This window comes from Kitasatospora sp. NPDC058115, from assembly GCF_042884635.1.
In the GTDB taxonomy this organism is placed as follows: domain Bacteria; phylum Actinomycetota; class Actinomycetes; order Streptomycetales; family Streptomycetaceae; genus Kitasatospora.
On record NZ_JBHVTL010000017.1, the window covers coordinates 98,398 to 115,701 of the forward strand.

The window sequence follows — 17,304 nt, forward strand, 5'->3', positions numbered from 1 at the left end:
ATGGCGGAGCTCGCAAAGCGGCTGGTCGAGGCCCTGGACGGGCTGCTGGGGGTCCCGGTGCCACTGCGGGTGCAGGCCTGGGACGGCAGTGCGGCCGGGCCGCCGGGGGCGCCCACGGTGGTGCTGCGCAACCGCCGGGCGCTGCGCCGGCTGCTCTGGCGGCCGGACGAGCTGGGCCTGGCCCGGGCCTACGTCTCGGGGGACCTGGAGGTCGCCCCGGGCTCCGACCTGTACGAGGTGCTGCGGGCCGTCGCGCACTTCGCCGAGCTTCCCGAGATCCGCCGGCTGCGGCTCGGCCCGGGCGACGTGCTGGGCGTCCGGGGGCGCCGGGCGGTGGGCGCGCTGCTGCGGGCCGGGGCGCTCGGGCCCGATCCCGCCCCGCCGCCGGAGGAGGCCCCGGTGGGCCGGGGGCGGCTGCACAGCCGCGGCCGGGACCGGGCGGCGATCCACCACCACTACGACGTCGGCAACGACTTCTACGGCCTGGTGCTGGGCCCGTCGATGGTCTACTCGTGCGCCTACTGGGAGCCCGCCGCGAAGAGCCTGGAGGCGGCGCAGGAGGCCAAGCTGGACCTCATCTGCCGCAAGCTCGGCCTGCGGCCCGGGATGCGGCTGCTGGACGTCGGCTGCGGCTGGGGCTCGCTGGTGCTGCACGCGGCCCGGCACTACGGGGTGACGGCGGTGGGCGTCTCGATCTCCGAGGAGCAGGTCGCGCTGGCCCGCCGACGGGTCGAGGAGGCCGGCCTGGCGGACCGGGTGGAGATCCGGCTGCAGGACTACCGGGAGATCCCGGACGGCCCGTTCGACGCGATCTCCAGCGTGGGCATGGCGGAGCACGTCGGCGAGGCCCAGTACCGGGTGTACGCGGAGGGCCTGTACGGGCTGCTGGTCCCGGGCGGCCGGCTGCTCAACCACCAGATCGCCCGCCGTCCCGGCCACCCCGGTGAGCCGTACCGCCCCAGCCCGTTCATCAACCGCTACGTCTTCCCGGACGGCGAACTGTCCCCGGTCGGTTCCACGGTCTCCCGGCTGGAGGAGGCCGGCTTCGAGGTGCGCGACGTCGAGTCGCTCCGCGAGCACTACGGGCTGACCCTGCGTGAGTGGGTGGCCAACCTGGAGGCGCACTGGACGGAGGCGGTCGGGCTGGTGGGGCGCGGCCGGGCGCGGGTCTGGCGGCTCTACATGGCGGCCTCGGCGCTGGCCTTCGAGGAGAACCGGATCGGGGTCAACCAGATCCTCGCGGTGCGCACCACCGCCGAGGGCGCCGCGCACCTCCCGGCGACCCGCGCGGAGTGGCTGACCGCCGTCGGCACCGCCTCCGACCTGCCCGTCCCGGAGGGCCCCGCCGCAGGCCCGGCCGTAACGGATTTGGGGGATCGGGGATCGGTCCGCTAATCTTTCAGTGCGGCAAGGGGCTATAGCTCAGACGGTTAGAGCGCTTCCCTGATAAGGAAGAGGCCACAGGTTCAAGTCCTGTTAGCCCCACCACCGCGAAGGGCCCGGAGCACTGCTCCGGGCCCTTCGGCGTTCCGCCGCCGGTTCCGGGGAACCCCCGGCTGCGGCCGGGTGTTCTACCGGTGGAGGCCGGGGTCCGCCCCGGCGGCGTCCGACGGTGAGGCGGTGGCGCAATGGGTCTGGTCTTCGCGATGACCATCCCCGGCCTGGTCTGCGTCCTGGTGGTGCTGGCCTTCGTCGATCAGCTGGCGCTCCGGGCGCGCCGCTCGCGGCTGGTGCCGTGGCGGGGGACCGGCCGGGAGGGGCAGATCTCGGCGACCGGTTTCGAGCAGCTGCACGCGCAGTTCGCGGCTGGGAAGCAGCACCAGCTCGACGAGCGGCAGAGCTCGCTGATGCTGCGCGACGAGGAGGACGACGGGGCGCCGCCGCGCACCCGGGTGGACCTGGCGTCGGGGGTCGTGGTGCTGGTGCGGCCGCCCGGCGGGGCGGCCGATGGGCGGGAACGGTGAGGGCTCCGCGCGGGCTCCGTGCCGGGCCGACCGTACGACAGGAGGTGTGGCGTCAATCCTCCGGCCGGACGGGTCGGTTGGAGGCAGCGGTGGCTGGTCACGATTGGGACACCGGTGTGTATCATCGGCCGCAAGGGCAGTCCGGCATCCCGACCGCCCGTTCGTGCTCGTAACACAACCACGGACTCGTCGGCCCGATCGGATCGATCGGCGCACGGCTGCTGAGTCCGTCAACGCAAGAAGGACGAGGTCCCGCGGTGAAGAAGCTTCTCCTGGTCGCCCTGGTCGCCCTCGGCGGCTTCTTTGTCTACCGTCAGGTCCAGGCGGACCGCGCCGAGCAGGACCTGTGGACCGAGGCCACCGACCCGGTTCCGGCCGGTCGCTGAGGCCCCCGGCGATCTGACGATCGACAGTCTTCGGGAGGCGCCGCAGGTGCCTCCAGGGCCGGTCGGCCCGGTCGGGTGACCGGGTCGGCCGGAGTTTCCCGGCCCCGCACGGCAGGAGTGCCGGGAGGGGGCACCGGATCGGTGCCGGGACCGGGTACCCTGGTGTCCGGCGGCGCGCCCGGTGCCGCCCCGGGGCTTTAGCTCAGTTGGTAGAGCGCTGCCTTTGCAAGGCAGATGTCAGGAGTTCGAGTCTCCTAAGCTCCACAGTCCTCCCACCGCGTGTGGACGGCGATCGGCCGCTGACCTGAAGGCAGGTCAGCGGCCGGTCCGCGTTCTCAGCGGGGCCTGCCCGGGTCCTGCGGCTCGGAGCGGTCCCCGGCGGGTCCGCCGGGCCCGGCGGCCGGGGCGGGGCCGGCGGCGTCCGGCGAGCCGTTCACGGAGGCGTCCGGGCCGATCGCGGTGCCCGGGTCCGCATCCGCGTCGGACGGCGTGGCCGGACGGGCTGCGGACGGGGGCTCCACCAGCCACTCCGGGTTGCTGCGGTGGCGCCACCACTGCCAGGTGGCGATGCCGCCGGCGATCGCGATCACCCCGGCCACGGCCAGTCCGGTCGCCCAGCCGGTCCGGCACGAGCGGCGGGCGTTGCGGGCCGCGAGATCGCTGATCTCGGCCGAGGTGACGTTGCCGCGCATGGCGGTCAGTGCGGCCGCGCCGCGGGTCTGCGCCTCGTGGGCGACCGGGACGACGGCGGCGCGGGCCTCCTCGACGGCGTGCACGACCTTGGGCGTGACGGTGGACCGCGCCTGGTCGGCGGCCCGGGCCGCGGAGTGGCGGGCGGCCAGGGCGGCCTCCTGGGTGCGGTGCAGGGCCTTCAGGGCGTTCTGCTGGGCCTCCGGCGGCAGGCTGGCGAAGGCGTGACCGACCTGGGGGGCGATGTGCCGGTCGTACTGGACGCGGACGGTGTGGGCGGCCTGGGTGGCCTGCTGCCGGGCGTTGTCCGCGAGGTTGCCGGCCGTCGCTCGGGCCGAGTCCAAACGGGTCACGAGTCTCTCCTCCTGGTGGCGTCCTTTATGCACATATCCACCTGAATGCTGATCATGCATCCGTATTTGTCCGACGGCATGCCGGAGTGGGCCGTACGCGGGGCGTGCTGGGCCGGTGGGAGGCGGGCGGGGACCGGTGGGAGCCGGTGCGGGGCGGGGCGAGCGGGCCGTCCGGCCGGGGGTGCGGCCGCAGTAGGCTGGCGGTTCCGGCGGGTCCCCGCCGGGAGCGCGCACGTGTCGTTGCAGCAAGTCGTGGCAGAAGGGGATAGCCGATGCTCCCGGACGAGCCGAGGCCGCCGATCGACCCGACCCCCGGGGCGCCGGGCGGCGGGAACGGGCTGTCCCGCTGCTACCGCCACCCCGAGCAGGAGACCGGCATCGGCTGCACGCGCTGCGGCCGGCCGATCTGCCCGCAGTGCATGGTGAACGCCTCGGTGGGCTTCCACTGCCCGGACTGCGTCGCCGAGGGCGGCCGCCAGGTCCGGCGGGCGACCACCCGCTTCGGCGGGCGCCCGGCCACCGACGGCGCGCTGGTCACCAAGGCGCTGATCGGCGTCAACCTGGTGGTCTTCGTGCTGGCCGCCTACGTACTCACGCCCTGGCTGGCCCTCGACCTCGAACTGCGCAGCTTCGCCCCCGACCTCTCCCCGGCCCACTACTACCCGTTCCCCACCGGCGTCGCCGAGGGCCCGGGGCAGTGGTACCGGCTGCTGACCGCCGTCTTCCTGCACACCGCGCCCTGGCACATCGCCACCAACATGCTGGTGCTCTGGGTCCTCGGCCCGCAGCTGGAGGCGGCCCTGGGCCGGGTCCGCTTCCTGGCGCTCTACCTGCTCTCCGGCCTGGCCGGCAGCGCCTTCGCCTTCCTGCTGGCCGGTGACGGCATGCGCTCGCTGGGGGCCTCGGGGGCGGTCTTCGGCCTGCTGGGCGCGACCGTGGTGCTCTACCGCCGGGTCCGGGCGCCGCTCGGGCCGGTCGTCGCGCTGCTGGTGTTCAACCTGATCGTCACCTTCTCGGTGCCGAACATCGACTGGCGCGCGCACCTCGGCGGCCTGATCGCCGGGATGCTGACCGCGGCCGGCCTGATGTACGCCCCGCGGGCCCGCCGGGCGGCGGTGCAGGGGCTGACCCTGGCGGGCGTGGCCGGCCTGGTGGTGGTGATGGTGCTCGTCGGGACCGCCGCCTACGGCGGGTGATCCGCCGGCGCCGGACGGCGTGAACGGCCGTCCGGCACCCGCACGGTTGTCCACAGCCTGTGCGGAGTTGTGCACAGGCCGTGCGAACAAAGGGGCCCGGACGGCTGTTCTACGCGTGTCCTGCTGTGCGGATCCCTGGACCGGAGGTGGGGCGCGCGGCGGTGTGGAAAGCGCCCCCGGCGCAAGTTATCCACAGGCCGGTGCGACTTTTCCCCAGTGTGGATAACCATGTGGATAAACGCGACAAGCGGATAACCGGAGAACGGCGCACCCCCCGTGCGGGCACGCCGGAACGCCGCCCCGGCTCGAACCGTCCGGGGCGGCGGTGAAGGAACTCAGGGCAGCAGCCCCGGCGTCACTTCCACTGGGTGGAGACGCCGAAACCCGCCGCGATGAAGCCGAAGCCCACCAGGATGTTCCAGTTCCGCCAGCTCTCCACCGGCCAGCTGCCGCTGGTCACGTAGTAGGTGACGATCCAGACCAGGCCGACCAGGAACAGTGCCAGCATCAGCGGTGCAACCCAACCGCGGCCCGAACTGATCTTCACCGTGGCCGTGGTCGGCGGGGTGTAGTCGGACTTCTTGCGGAGTCGAGACTTCGGCACGAGGAGCTCTCCTGTCGATGCGCTGTGACCGCGCAGGGGTTCACGGTGGTGTGGCGGCGTCCGTTAGCGTAGTGGTTCGGCGGGTCCGAAGGAGATAAGGGTACGGTGCCTAATTTGTCGATTCCCCCTCGGCCGGCCCGTACCCGCGCCTCCGGCACCCGAATTGTCGGACGTGCCCTGACCTGCGCCGTCTTCGCGCTCGCCGGTCTGCTCTTCTACATCAGCGCGCAGACCGCGCGCGGCACCGACCTGCGCACCGACAACTCGCTGCTCAGCCTCTCCGACGTGATACGGCAGCGCAGCGCGCAGAACCAGCAGTCCCAGGCGCAGCTCGCCGACCTCCAGGAACGGGCCCAGCGGCTCACCGACCAGCAGGGCAGCCCGGCCGACGCCGCGCAGCTCACCGCCCTGGAGCAGGCCGCCGCCCTGGACCCGCTGCAGGGCCCCGGCCTCACCGTCACCCTCAACGACGCCCCGCCGAACGCGACCGCGCGCATCCCCGGCGTGCGCGAGCCGGACGTCAACGACCTGGTCATCCACCAGCAGGACATCCAGGCCGTGGTGAACGCGCTCTGGCGCGGCGGCGCCGAGGGCGTCCAGGTGATGGACCAGCGGCTGATCTCCACCAGCGCCGTCCGCTGCGTCGGCAACACCCTGCTGCTCCAGGGCCGGGTCTACTCCCCGCCCTACGTGGTCAAGGCCGTCGGCAGGACCGACGCGCTGCGCACCGCGGTCGAGGCGGACCCGACGGTGCGCAACTACCTGCAGTACGTACAGGCGTACGGACTGGGCTGGAAGGTGCAGGAGAGCGGTGACCTCGCGCTGCCGGGCTACTCGGGGACGGCGGACCTCCGCGCGGCGACCGGGCAGCAGTAGACCGGCGGGACGGGCCGGCCGTCACGGGGGGAGGGCCTAGTCTTGAGTCCAGTCCGCTGCGTCGAGGGAGCACCATGTACGGCTGGATCTGGCGTCACCTCCCGGGGAACACCCTGGTCAAGGCCGTGGTCTCGGTGCTCCTCGTGCTGGGGATCGTCTACCTGCTCTTCACCTACGTCTTCCCGTGGGCGGAACCGCTCCTCCCCTTCGGTGACGTCACAGTGGACGGAGACGGCGGCGACGGCGCCGTCGGCTGACCCGGCGGCCCCGCCCCCGCCCCCAGTCCCCGCACACCCCGGAGAACGCGCGCCCATGACCTCCCGGCCGACCCCGCCCCGCATCCTGGTCGTCGACAACTACGACAGCTTCGTCTTCAACCTGGTCCAGTACCTCTACCAGCTCGGCGCCACCTGCGAGGTGGTCCGCAACGACGAGGTGACGGTCGAGCACGCGGTGCGCCGCGACGGCGACGGCGGCTTCGACGGGGTGCTGCTCTCCCCCGGCCCCGGTGCCCCCGAGGAGGCCGGCGTCTGCATCGAGATGGTGCACCACTGCGCGCGGATCGGACTGCCGGTGTTCGGCGTCTGCCTGGGCCTGCAGTCGATCGCGGTGGCCTACGGCGCCGTGGTCGGCCGGGCGCCCGAGCTGCTGCACGGCAAGACCTCGCCGGTCGAGCACGAGGACGGCGGGGTGTTCGCCGGCCTGCCGTCGCCGCTCACCGCGACCCGCTACCACTCGCTGGCGGTCGAGCCCGCCACGGTGCCGGCCGAGCTGGTGGTGACCGCGCGCACCGGGAGCGGCGTGATCATGGGGCTGCGCCACCGCGACCTCGCGGTGGAGGGCGTGCAGTTCCACCCGGAGTCGGTGCTCACCGAGGGCGGCCACCGGATGCTCGCCAACTGGCTGGCCGAGTGCGGTGACCCGCGGGCCGTCGACCGGTCGGCCGGGCTCGCCCCGGTGATCGGCCGGGGCTGAGGGGCGTGACCGCGGTGCGTCCGGAGGGGCGCCACCAACCGGAGGCGGACCCGCAGGGCGGCGGTGCCCACCCGGGCGGCGGCCCGTACCCGCAGCAGTACCCCCCGGGCGGCCCGTACCCGCAGGACCCGGACCGGCACGCGTACCCGCAGGGCCAGTACGGGCCGCAGGGCCAGTACGTCCAGCAGACGCCGTACGGGCAGCAGACGCCGTACGAGCAGCAGGCGCCGTACGGGCCGCAGTCCCCGTACGAGCAGCAGGCGCCGTACGGCCGGCAGGAGCAGTACGGCCAGTACGGCCAGCAGTACCCGCAGGGCCAGTACCAGGGCTACGACCCCTACCAGGAGCAGCAGCTCCGGCAGGGCGGCCGGATCCCCGCCCAGCCGGGCCCGGACCAGGGCTGGGCGGACCGGCAGGGGGCCGAGGACGGCTGGGGCGTCTACGAGCAGGCCGCGCCCCCCGTGGCGCCCGGGCGGGCCGAGGAGACGCTCCGCCTGCACCTGGAGAGCCCCGACGCGCCCGCGGCCGGGCAGGCGGTGCTGGCCGCCGCCGAGACGGTCACCATGGACGCGGTGGCCGACGGTCCGCCGCCGCCCGCCCCCGGCGGGCGGGCCGAGCGCCGCAGGGCCGCGCAGGGGCGCGGCCGGCGCCGCCCGGACGGCCGGACCCGGGCCGCCGCCGACCGGCCCCGGCCGAAGGAGCCGGTTGCGGTGGTCCTCGCCCGGTTCCTCGGCGAGCTGTGCATCACCCTCGGCCTGGTGATGCTGCTGTTCGTCTCCTACCAGCTGTGGTGGACCAACGTGCAGGCCGACGCGGCCGCCGACGGGGCCCGCAGCCAGCTGGAGGAGCAGTTCGACGCGGCCGCCCCGGCCCCGGCGGCCGGACAGCCGGCCCCGGACCCGGCCAAACCGGAGACGTTCGAGCCCGGCAAGGGCTTCGCGATCATCCATCTGCCGAAGCTCGGCCAGAAGTTCCCGATCGCCGAGGGCACCGCCAAGGGCCCGGTGCTCGACAAGGGACTGGTGGGGCACTACACCGGGACCGGCATGCCGGCCGACAAGGCGGGCAACTTCGCGCTGGCCGCGCACCGCAACACCCACGGCGAGCCGTTCCGGCGGATCAACCAGCTGGGCAAGGGCGACAAGATCGTGGTGGAGACCGCGACCGCGTACTACACCTACGAGGTCAGCGGCGGCATCCCGGAGACCCCGCCGTCCAACGTGAGCGTGATCAAGCCGGTGCCGAACGGCGCCGGGTACAGCGGGCCGGGCCGCTACATCACGCTGACCACGTGCACGCCGGAGTTCAGTTCCAAGTACCGGCTGATCGTCTTTGGCAAGATGATCGAGGAACGGCCGCGCAGCCAGGGCAAGCCGGCCGCCCTCACGGGAGGCTGACCGCGGGCGGGCGAGTAGCAAGGGGAGAGACGTGACGCAGGAGACCGAAGCGGTGGCCGAGGAAGCCTTCCCGGGGCCCGGGCCGCAGTCCGGGGACGGCCGCGGCCCGCAGCGGCGCGGACGCGGCCGCGGGCGGGCGCTGGCCGCGCTGGGGGTCTTCGGCGAGCTGCTGATCACCCTGGGCCTGGTGCTCGGCCTCTTCGTCAGCTACTCGCTCTGGTGGACCGACGTGCTGGCGGACCGGTCCGCCGCCGCGGCCTCCGACCAGCTGCGCGACTCCTGGGCGGCCGGCGGACCGGCCGCGCCGCCCGGCTCCGGGCCCGGCTCGGCGACCGACGCCCCGGGCGCCCCCGGGACCCCGGACGCGCCGGACGCCTCCGGGGCCCCGCTGCCCGGCGGCGCGGCCGGCACGAGCGGCGCGGGCGGCTCCGGGGCGGCACCCGCGCAGGGCCAGGGGCTCGGCTTCCTGCACGTCCCCGCGATGGGCCGGAACTACCAGGTGCTGATCCGGATGGGCACCGACACGGACACCCTGGCCGACGGCGTCGCCGGCGTCTACGAGCAGCCGTACCGCGCGGCGATGCCGTGGGACGCGTCCGGCAACTTCGCGCTGGCCGCCCACCGGGACGGGCACGGGGCGAAGTTCCACAACCTGGACGCCCTGCGCAAGGGCGACCCGATCGTCGTCGAGACCCGCGACAAGTGGTACGTCTACCGGGTCGACAGCACCCTTCCGGAGACCTCCAAGTTCGACACCGGCATCGTCGCCCCGGTGCCGAAGGGCTCGGGCTACACCGAGCCCGGCCGGTACATCACGCTGACCACCTGCACCCCGGTCTACACCTCGCGCTACCGGATGGCGGTGTGGGGGAGCCTGGTGCGGGTGGACGACATGGACGCCAAGCGCACCCCGCCCGCCGAGCTGCGGCGCGGCTGAGGCCGCCGGGGGGCCCTTCCGGGCCCCGGGCGCGGTCGGACGGCCCGGGAGCGCCCCGGAGGCCGGCCGACCGCCGGGGAGGGCCGGGGAGCGCCCAGGAGCGCCGGAGAACGCCCGAGGGCCCGTCGACACGGTGTCGACGGGCCCTCGTTCGCTGTCGCGCGGGGAACAAGCAACTCGCCCGGCCGGTCCGGCCCCCGGGGAGGGGGCTCAGAACCAGGGGAACCAGGGCTTAGTTGTTGTTGGGTCCCCCTTTGGTGTTCGTGGGGGTGGGGAAGCCGGGGATCCCGGGGAGTGTGGGGGGTGTGTCGTTCCCTTTCGGCGGGTCGACCGGCTTGGTCGTCAGCCCCACCGAGGTGTTCGGGTCCACCTGGGTCCCGGCCGGCGGGTTCGAGGAGAGCACGATCGCGTTCGGGTCCTGCGGGCCCGAGGTGACGCTGTACTGCAGACCCATCGCCAGGAGGGTCTTGGAGGCCTCCTTGAGCGGCTGGTTCACCATCGGCGGGACGGTGACCTTGTCCTGCGCCTTGAAGATGGTCAGGACGATCTTGGTGTTGGCCGGCTGCTTGCCGCCCGCCGGGCTCTGCGAGGCCACCGTGTTGACCTTGGACGGGTCGTTGGTCTGCGTCGTCTTCGAGGCGTCCACCTGGAAGCCCGCGCCCTCCAGCGCGGCCTGCGCGGCCTCCTTCTGCTGGCCGACCACGCTCGGCACGTTGATCTTGGCCTTGCCCTGGGAGACGGTCAGCTTGACCGGGGCGGTCGGGTCGGCGCCGCCGGTGGCCGGGTCCTGCGCGACGACCTGGTCCAGCGGGGCGTTGTCGTCGTCCTTGTAGTCGGTCGTGACGTTGGCGAAGCCGGCGTCGGCGAGCGCCTTGATGGCCTGGTCCTTGGTCTTGCCGACCACGCTCGGCACAGTGGCCTTGGCCGGGCCGGAGGACAGCTGCACGGTGATCGTGGCGGCCTCGGCGACCTGGGTGCCGGCCACCGGGGTCTGGGTGCAGACCTGGTCCTTCTTGACGTTGGTGTCCGGGCAGGCGATCTTCTCGCCCTCGGTGACCACCAGCTTGGGACCGACCTGGGCGACGGCCGTCTTCGCCTCGGCCAGGGTCTTGCCGACCACGTTGGGCGCGGTGATCTTCGGGGCGTCCTTCTTCTCGTCGCCCTTCTTGTTGCTGAACATCGCCTGGGCGACGAAGAAGGTGCCGACCAGGACCAGCACGGCGGCGACCGCCAGCACGATCCAGGAGGTGTTGCTCTTCTTCGGCTGCCCCTCGCCGCGCCGGCCGCCGCGGCCGTAGCCGTCGTCGTAGCCGTCGTTGCCGCCGCCCGGGGCGCCGGCGTAGCTCTGGCCGTAGCCGTCGTCGTAGCCGCCGGCCTGGGGCTGGGCGGGGTAGCCGGCCGGGGCCGCCTGCGGCAGCACGGTGGTCGGACCGCCGGGGGCCTGCTGCGGCAGCACGTTGGTCTGGCCGTACGGGTCGTGCTGCTGCGGGTAGCCGTTCTGGTCGTAGCCGTACCCGGCGGCGCCCATGCCGTAGGCGGCGGCCTGCTGGGCGGCGGCCACCGGCAGGCCGTCGAGGAAGCGCTCGATGTCGTCGCGCATCTCGTCGGCGGTCTGGTAGCGGTAGTCGCGGTCCTTGGCGAGCGCCTTGAGCACGATCGCGTCGACCTCGGGGCGCACCTCGGGGTCGAAGACGGACGGCGGCTGGGCCTCCTCCCGGACGTGCTGGTAGGCGACCGCCACGGGGGAGTCGCCGACGAACGGCGGGCGGACGGTGAGCAGCTCGTAGAGCAGGCAACCGGTGGAGTAGAGGTCGGAGCGGGCGTCCACCTGCTCGCCCTTGGCCTGCTCCGGGGAGAGGTACTGGGCGGTGCCGATGACGGCGGAGGTCTGCGTCATCGTCATGCCGGCGTCGCCCATCGCCCGGGCGATGCCGAAGTCCATGACCTTGACGTTGCCCTGCCGGGTGAGCATGACGTTGGCGGGCTTGATGTCGCGATGCACGATGCCGGCCCGGTGCGAGTACTCCAGGGCCTGGAGGATGCCGATGGTCATCTCCAGCGCCCGCTCCGGCAGCAGCCGGCGGCCGGAGTGCAGCAGCTCGCGCAGGGTGGAGCCCTCGACGTACTCCATCACGATGTACGGGATGGAGATGCCGTCGATGTAGTCCTCGCCGGTGTCGTACACGGCGACGATCGCGGGGTGGTTCAACGACGCCGCGGACTGTGCCTCGCGGCGGAAACGGGCCTGGAACGACGGATCACGGGCCATGTCGGCCCGGAGCGTCTTCACGGCGACGGAGCGGCCGAGCCGGGTGTCATGGGCGAGGTACACCTCGGCCATGCCGCCGCGTCCGAGGACGCCGCCGAGCTCGTACCTGCCGCCGAGGCGACGAGGCTCTTCCATAGTTCCGACCCTCTCCCTCACCACGCCGGTGAGGTTGTGACGTAGGTGTCCCCGCACGCTCCGTGTGACGCCGTCCGGGCCCCGGGTGGTTCTGCGGTCAGGACCGTCCGGCACCGCGCGGAACGGCAACGGGTACACCCGTTGCTGCGGATACGCTACCGGTCGGACCGCGCGGGACCCGAGTCGGCCGCAGGCCGATACCAGACCGGTATCCGGACAGGGCTGCCGATCGTGACATTTCCCTCACCCGCGGACGCATCCGGTCAGCCGCCGAGGACGGCCTGCATCACCGACTTGGCGATCGGTGCGGCGAGGCGGCCGCCGCTGATGCCGTCGCGGTTGTTGGAGCCATCCTCGACGACCACCGCGACCGCGACCGAGCGGCCGTCGGAGGCCTTGGCGTAGGACGTGAACCAGGCGAACGGCAGGCCCGCGTTGCCCTCGCCGTGCTGGGCGGTGCCGGTCTTGCCGCCGACCGTGAGGCCGGGGATCCGGGCGTTCTTGCCGGTGCCGTTCTCGACCACCGAGACCATGAGGTCCTGCAGCTTCTGCGCGGTGGCCGGGCTGACCGGCTGGGAGAACTGCTTGTCGGTGTGCTTGGAGATGGTGGTCAGCGAGGCGGAGCGCTCCTCGGCGACCAGGTACGGCTGCATCAGGGTGCCGTTGTTGGCGATCGCCGCGGAGACCATCGCCATCTGCAGCGGGGTGGCCTGGGTGTCGTGCTGGCCGATCGAGTCCTGGGCGGTGCCGTCCGGGGTGGAGTTGGACGGGAAGACGCTCTTCTCGGAGCGGACCGGGGTGTCCACGGTGCTGTTGAAGCCGAACTTCTCGGCCTGCACCCGCATCTTGTCCTTGCCGAGGTCGGCGCCCATCTTGGCGAAGACGGTGTTGCAGGACTGGTCCATGCCGGACTTGATGGTGGCGTTGCCGCAGACCTCCCTGTCGGACTCGTTCTTCAGCACGAAGTTGGTGCCCGGCAGGGTGTACGGGTCCGGCGTCTGGGTCTGGTCGTCGATGTTCTGGTAGAGGCCGTTCTCGAACGCCGCCGCCGCGGTGACCAGCTTGAAGGTCGAGCCGGGCGGGTAGGTCTCGCGCAGCGCCCGGTTGAGCATCGGCTTGTTCGGGTCGGCGTTGAGGTCGGTCCAGGCCTTGGAGTCCGAGGACTCGTTGCCGGCGAAGCTGGCCGGGTCGTAGGACGGCGTGGAGACCAGGGCGAGGATCGCGCCGGTCTTCGGGTCGAGGGCGACCGCCGCGCCCTTCTTGTTGCCGAGCCCCTCGAAGGCGGCCTTCTGGGCCTTGGCATTGATCGTGGTGACGACGTCGCCGCCGCGCTTCTGCTCGCCGGTCAGCATGTCCAGGGTGTTGCGGAAGAACAGCCGGTCGTCGCTGCCGGAGAGGATGCCGTCCTCCAGCTGCTCCAGCTGGCTGGAGCCGAAGGCCTGCGAGGAGTAGCCGGTGACCGGGGCGTACATCTGGGGGTCGGTCCAGGACCGCTTGTACTTGTAGCGCAGGCCGTTCACGAAGGTGGACTGGGTGATCGGCTGGCCGTCGACGATGATGTTGCCGCGCGGGTAGGCGTAGCGGTCGTAGACCTGGCGCTTGTTGTACTTGTTGCTCGCCCAGGCCTCGGCCTGCACGCCCTGGATCCAGTTGGTGCGCACCATGAGGGCCAGGATCAGCACGAGGCAGAAGATCGAGACCCGGCGGATCGGCTTGTTCACGAGGCGGTGCCCCCCTGGATCTCGGGTGTGGGGGTGGGTTCCACCCCGGGACGGCGGGCGTTGTCGCTGATCTTCAGCAGGATCGCGACCAGGGCCCAGTTGGCGACCACCGAGGATCCGCCCTGGGCGAGGAACGGCATGGTCATACCGGTCAGCGGGATCAGTCCGGTGACACCGCCGGCGACCACGAAGACCTGCAGCGCCATCGCCGAGGAGAGGCCGACGGCGAAGAGCTTGCCGAACGGGTCGCGGGCGGCGACCGCGGTGCGCAGGCCGCGCTGGATCAGCAGGGCGTACAGCATGAAGATCGCCATCATGCCGGTGAGGCCGAGCTCCTCGCCGAAGGAGCCGAGGATGAAGTCGCTCTTGGCGGCGAAGTCGATCAGCCAGGACCGGCCCTGGCCCAGGCCCGAGCCGGTCACCCCGCCGGAGCCGAAGGACATCAGCGCCTGGCCGATCTGTTCGGTGGCGAGCGGCGGGTGGTTGGGCTCGAAGGCGGCCATCGGGTCGAGCCAGGCGTCGATGCGGGTCTTCACGTGGCTGGTGGTGGAGGCCACCGCGACCGCGCCGCCGACCGACATCAGCAGACCGAAGACGATCCAGCTGGTCCGTTCGGTGGCGACGTAGAGCATCACCACGAAGAGGCCGAAGTAGAGGAAGGACGAGCCGAGGTCGTTCTCGAAGATCAGGATGAGCAGGCTGAGCAGCCAGATCACGATGATCGGGCCGAGGTCGCGCCCGCGCGGCAGGTACAGGCCCATGAAGCGGCGGCTGGCCAGCGCCAGGGCGTCCCGCTTGACCATCAGGTAGCCGGCGAAGAACACGGTGAGGATGATCTTGGCGAACTCGCCGGGCTGGATCGAGAAGGCGCCCATCCGGATCCAGATCTTGGCGCCGAAGTCCTCCTTGCGCTCCGGGAAGAACGCCGGGGCGGCGAGCAGCACCAGGGCCACCGCCATCGAGATGTAGGTGTAGCGCTGGAGGACCCGGTGGTCCTTCAGGAAGACGATCACCACGATGAAGAACGCGATGCCCAGGCCCGACCACATCAGCTGGTTGGGGGCGGCCGCGAAGTTGTTGTGCAGCAGCGGGCCGGCCTTGTCGAGCCGCCAGATCATCACCAGGCCGAGCCCGTTCAGCAGGGTGGCGATGGGCAGCATCAGCGGGTCCGCGTACGGCGCGAACTTCCGCATCAGCAGATGGGCGATCAGTGCGAGCGCGCCCATGCCGAGGCCGTAGCCGAGCATGCCGGCCGGCAGCTTGCCGTCCATCGCGAGGCCCACGTTGGCGTACGCCAGCACCGGCAGCACCACCGCGAAGGCGAGCATCGCCAGCTCGGTGTTGCGCCGGTTCGGCGTCGCCTGCGGCGAAATGGTGGTGTTGCGGCGCCGGCGCGAGGACGCGCGGTCGTTCGGCACGCCGGTGTCCCGGCGGCCGGCGTCGCTGCTCACATCAAAAGTGCTCACGAGTGGGCCGCTCCCTGACGGCCGGCGGGTCCGCGCCGGGCGGGCCTATGTCGGGTCGCGTCCATCACGGCTTCGGGCAGGAGTCGGCGCGCTGCCGCTCCTCGTCGGTCAGGCCGGGCAGGTCGCCCTGCGGCGCCACCGGGGCCACCGGGGCGGCGGCCGGGGCGGTGGCGCTCGGGGTCGGGGTCTGGGTGGCCGTGGGGACGCCCGCGGCCGGGGCGCGGCCGGTGGCCGACGGGCTGGGCGGCGTGGTGGCCGTCACGAACCCGGCGTGCGTCGCCACCGTTCCGGCGGCCTGCTGGACCGGCTGCTGGACCGGCTGCTGGACCGGCTGCTGGCCGGGCGCCGGAACGGTGCCCGGGGCCTGCGGGTTGGCGGCCGCGGCCCGGACGTCGGCGACCTTCCGGCAGAACGCGGCCTGCTCGCCCAGCTTCTTCACCTTCTCGTCGGCGTCGCCGAGGCTGGTCGCCGAGATGGTGTTGGTGACGTGGGTGCGCTGGTCCTGCGGGAGGTACTTGAGTTCGATGTCCTTGTACGGGGTGTGCACCGAGGACAGGCTCAGTCCGGCCAGGCTCTGGTTGACGCCCTGGTAGACGGCGACGTGGTCGCCGTCGGCGCCGACGTAGTACTGGCTCTGGGTCCACTGGTAGCCGAAGAAGCCGCCCGCGCCGAGCAGGCCCAGGGTGACCAGGCCGACCAGCGAGAAGGTCAGCGCCCGGTTCTTGCGCTTCTTGCGGGGCGCCTCGTCGTCGAAGTCCTCGGTCCCGTAGACCGCGGGTTCGCCGCCCTCCGGGTAGCCCTCGGCCGGCCCGAAGCCGCCCTGGCCGTCGGGGTGGCCGGCACCGTAGCCCTCGGCGGGGCCGAAGGCGCCCTGCGGGCCGCGGCCGAGTCCGGCGGCACGGCCGGCCGGGGTGTCCGCGATCGAGCGGTCGGCGGCGGTCGAGGACGGCGGGGTCTCGGCGACCGCGCCGACCACCACCGGCACGTCGTTGAACTGGCCGCTCAGGGTGTCCGTGGCGCCGACGTCGAGGACGTCCGCCACGATGCAGGTGATGTTGTCCGGGCCGCCGCCGCGCAGGGCGAGCTGGATCAGCTCCTGCACGGTCTGCTCGGGCGAGTAGAAGCTGCCCAGGGTGTCCTGGAGGGTCTGGTGGCTGACCGGGCCGGAGAGGCCGTCGGAGCAGATCAGGTAGCGGTCACCGGCCCGGACCTCGCGGATCGACAGGTCGGGCTCGACCTGGCCGCGGCCGTCCAGGGCGCGCATCAGCAGCGAGCGCTGCGGGTGGGTCTCGGCCTCCTCGGGCGTGATCCGGCCCTCGTCGACCAGCCGCTGCACCCAGGTGTGGTCCTGGGTGATCTGCACCAGCGCGCCGTCGCGCAGCAGGTAGGCGCGGGAGTCGCCGACGTGCACCAGGCCCATCCGCTGGCCGGTCCAGAGCATCGCGGTGAGGGTGCAGCCCATGCCCTCCAGCTGCGGGTCCTCCTCGACCATCTGGCGGAGGCGGTCGTTGGCGCCCTGGACCGCGTCGCCGAGCAGGGTCAGCAGGTCGGCGCCGGGCACGTCCTCGTCCAGCCGGACGATCGAGCCCAGCACCTCGGAGGACGCGACCTCACCGGCCGCCGCGCCGCCCATGCCGTCGGCCACGGCCAGCAGCCGCGGACCGGCATAGCCGGAGTCCTCGTTCCCCTCCCGGATCAGTCCCTTGTGGGAGCCGGCGGCGAAGCGCAGCACCAGGGTCATGCGACCTGTGCCCCCCTCTGGGTCATGGACGGGATGCTGTCCCTCATGCGCTACTACTTCCGCAGTTCGATGACGGTCCTGCCGATACGGATCGGCATGCCCGGCTGGAGCGGGGTCGGCGCGGTCAGGCGCTGACGGTCCAGATAGGTGCCGTTGGTGGAGCCTAGATCCTCCACCGTCCACTGCCCAGTCTGGTCGGGATAGATCCTGGCATGCCGGGAGGACGCGTAGTCGTCGTCCAGCACGATGGTGGAGTCGTGGGCCCGGCCGAGCGTGATGGTCTGGCCCTGCAGCGCGACGGTGGTGCCGGCCAGCGAGCCCTGCACCACGACGAGCTGGGTCGGGGCGCCCCGGCGGCGCCCGCCGCCCTGGGTCGGCGGCCCGCCGGCGGCGGGCTGGCCCTGCGGGGCGCGCCCGGCCGCCGCGGGGGCGGTCGCGGTGGCGGCGCCGCCGCGACGGGAGGCCCGCGGGTTCACCCGCGTGCCGAAGAGGTCGCTGCGGATCACCTGGACCGCGACGATCACGAACAGCCACAGCACGGCCAGGAAACCCAGCCGCATGACCGTGAGGGTCAGTTCTGACATAACCGCGCCC

16 protein-coding genes and 2 tRNA genes are annotated in these 17,304 nt (G+C 72.7%); 11 read left to right on the forward strand and 7 right to left on the reverse strand.

Annotated elements, in window-relative coordinates; translation table 11 throughout:
• From ACFVVL_RS19540 to ACFVVL_RS19560, 5 genes are all read left to right on the forward strand, one after another.
• Window positions 1–1,395, forward strand: coding sequence for a class I SAM-dependent methyltransferase (locus ACFVVL_RS19540; RefSeq protein ID WP_387676782.1), 1,395 nt, complete (start codon window positions 1–3; stop codon window positions 1,393–1,395).
• 16 nt (window positions 1,396–1,411) lie between these two features.
• Window positions 1,412–1,488, forward strand: a tRNA-Ile gene (locus ACFVVL_RS19545).
• Between the two features lie 140 nt (window positions 1,489–1,628).
• Complete coding sequence (locus ACFVVL_RS19550) at window positions 1,629–1,964, forward strand: DUF6191 domain-containing protein (protein ID WP_380287959.1); 336 nt, start codon at window positions 1,629–1,631, stop codon at window positions 1,962–1,964.
• Between the two features lie 257 nt (window positions 1,965–2,221).
• Window positions 2,222–2,350, forward strand: coding sequence for a DLW-39 family protein (locus ACFVVL_RS19555; protein ID WP_014137031.1), 129 nt, complete (start codon window positions 2,222–2,224; stop codon window positions 2,348–2,350).
• Window positions 2,351–2,541: 191 nt separating this feature from the next.
• Window positions 2,542–2,614 (forward strand) — tRNA-Ala (locus ACFVVL_RS19560).
• A 71-nt stretch (window positions 2,615–2,685) separates the two neighbouring features.
• On the opposite strand, the gene ACFVVL_RS19565 is transcribed toward ACFVVL_RS19560, so the two are convergent.
• Window positions 2,686–3,453, reverse strand: coding sequence for a DUF5324 family protein (locus tag ACFVVL_RS19565; RefSeq protein ID WP_387676785.1), 768 nt, complete (start codon window positions 3,451–3,453; stop codon window positions 2,686–2,688).
• A gap of 212 nt (window positions 3,454–3,665) precedes the next feature.
• Here ACFVVL_RS19565 and ACFVVL_RS19570 point away from each other — a divergent pair, with 212 nt between their 5' ends.
• Entirely contained in the window at window positions 3,666–4,589 is a 924-nt protein-coding gene (locus ACFVVL_RS19570) for a rhomboid family intramembrane serine protease (protein ID WP_387676788.1), read from the forward strand.
• A 355-nt stretch (window positions 4,590–4,944) separates the two neighbouring features.
• On the opposite strand, the gene crgA is transcribed toward ACFVVL_RS19570, so the two are convergent.
• Window positions 4,945–5,193, reverse strand: a complete 249-nt coding sequence (crgA, locus tag ACFVVL_RS19575; RefSeq protein WP_350560558.1) for a cell division protein CrgA — start codon at window positions 5,191–5,193, stop codon at window positions 4,945–4,947.
• Window positions 5,194–5,307: 114 nt separating this feature from the next.
• On the opposite strand from crgA, the gene ACFVVL_RS19580 reads away from it, so the two are divergent.
• The 5 genes from ACFVVL_RS19580 to ACFVVL_RS19600 all read left to right on the forward strand — a co-directional run bounded on the left by ACFVVL_RS19580 (window position 5,308) and on the right by ACFVVL_RS19600 (window position 9,378).
• Complete coding sequence (locus ACFVVL_RS19580) at window positions 5,308–6,069, forward strand: DUF881 domain-containing protein (RefSeq protein WP_380288064.1); 762 nt, start codon at window positions 5,308–5,310, stop codon at window positions 6,067–6,069.
• Between the two features lie 74 nt (window positions 6,070–6,143).
• Window positions 6,144–6,326 carry a hypothetical protein gene (locus tag ACFVVL_RS19585; RefSeq protein ID WP_350560556.1) on the forward strand — a complete coding sequence of 61 codons (183 nt, stop codon included), beginning with the start codon at window positions 6,144–6,146 and terminating at the stop codon, window positions 6,324–6,326.
• A 55-nt stretch (window positions 6,327–6,381) separates the two neighbouring features.
• Window positions 6,382–7,044 carry an aminodeoxychorismate/anthranilate synthase component II gene (locus ACFVVL_RS19590; protein ID WP_380288066.1) on the forward strand — a complete coding sequence of 221 codons (663 nt, stop codon included), beginning with the start codon at window positions 6,382–6,384 and terminating at the stop codon, window positions 7,042–7,044.
• A 5-nt stretch (window positions 7,045–7,049) separates the two neighbouring features.
• Window positions 7,050–8,441: a class E sortase gene (locus ACFVVL_RS19595; protein WP_387676794.1), complete on the forward strand. Its 1,392-nt coding sequence runs from the start codon at window positions 7,050–7,052 to the stop codon at window positions 8,439–8,441.
• A 52-nt stretch (window positions 8,442–8,493) separates the two neighbouring features.
• Window positions 8,494–9,378 (forward strand): class E sortase, encoded by an 885-nt coding sequence (locus tag ACFVVL_RS19600; protein ID WP_380288089.1) that lies wholly within the window; start codon window positions 8,494–8,496, stop codon window positions 9,376–9,378.
• Between the two features lie 232 nt (window positions 9,379–9,610).
• Here ACFVVL_RS19600 and pknB read toward each other — a convergent pair whose 3' ends face one another.
• From pknB to ACFVVL_RS19625, 5 genes are all read right to left on the reverse strand, one after another.
• Window positions 9,611–11,782, reverse strand: a complete 2,172-nt coding sequence (pknB, locus tag ACFVVL_RS19605) for a Stk1 family PASTA domain-containing Ser/Thr kinase (RefSeq protein WP_380288070.1) — start codon at window positions 11,780–11,782, stop codon at window positions 9,611–9,613.
• Window positions 11,783–12,045: 263 nt separating this feature from the next.
• Entirely contained in the window at window positions 12,046–13,503 is a 1,458-nt protein-coding gene (locus ACFVVL_RS19610) for a peptidoglycan D,D-transpeptidase FtsI family protein (protein ID WP_387676797.1), read from the reverse strand.
• Window positions 13,500–14,921 carry an FtsW/RodA/SpoVE family cell cycle protein gene (locus tag ACFVVL_RS19615; protein ID WP_380288091.1) on the reverse strand — a complete coding sequence of 474 codons (1,422 nt, stop codon included), beginning with the start codon at window positions 14,919–14,921 and terminating at the stop codon, window positions 13,500–13,502. The genes ACFVVL_RS19610 and ACFVVL_RS19615 overlap by 4 nt, the downstream gene beginning before the upstream one ends.
• A gap of 112 nt (window positions 14,922–15,033) precedes the next feature.
• On the reverse strand, window positions 15,034–16,710 hold the full coding sequence (locus ACFVVL_RS19620; protein ID WP_387676800.1) for a PP2C family protein-serine/threonine phosphatase: 1,677 nt from the start codon (window positions 16,708–16,710) through the stop codon (window positions 15,034–15,036).
• Window positions 16,711–16,763: 53 nt separating this feature from the next.
• On the reverse strand, window positions 16,764–17,294 hold the full coding sequence (locus tag ACFVVL_RS19625; RefSeq protein ID WP_387676803.1) for an FHA domain-containing protein: 531 nt from the start codon (window positions 17,292–17,294) through the stop codon (window positions 16,764–16,766).
• Window positions 17,295–17,304 lie beyond the last annotated feature (10 nt).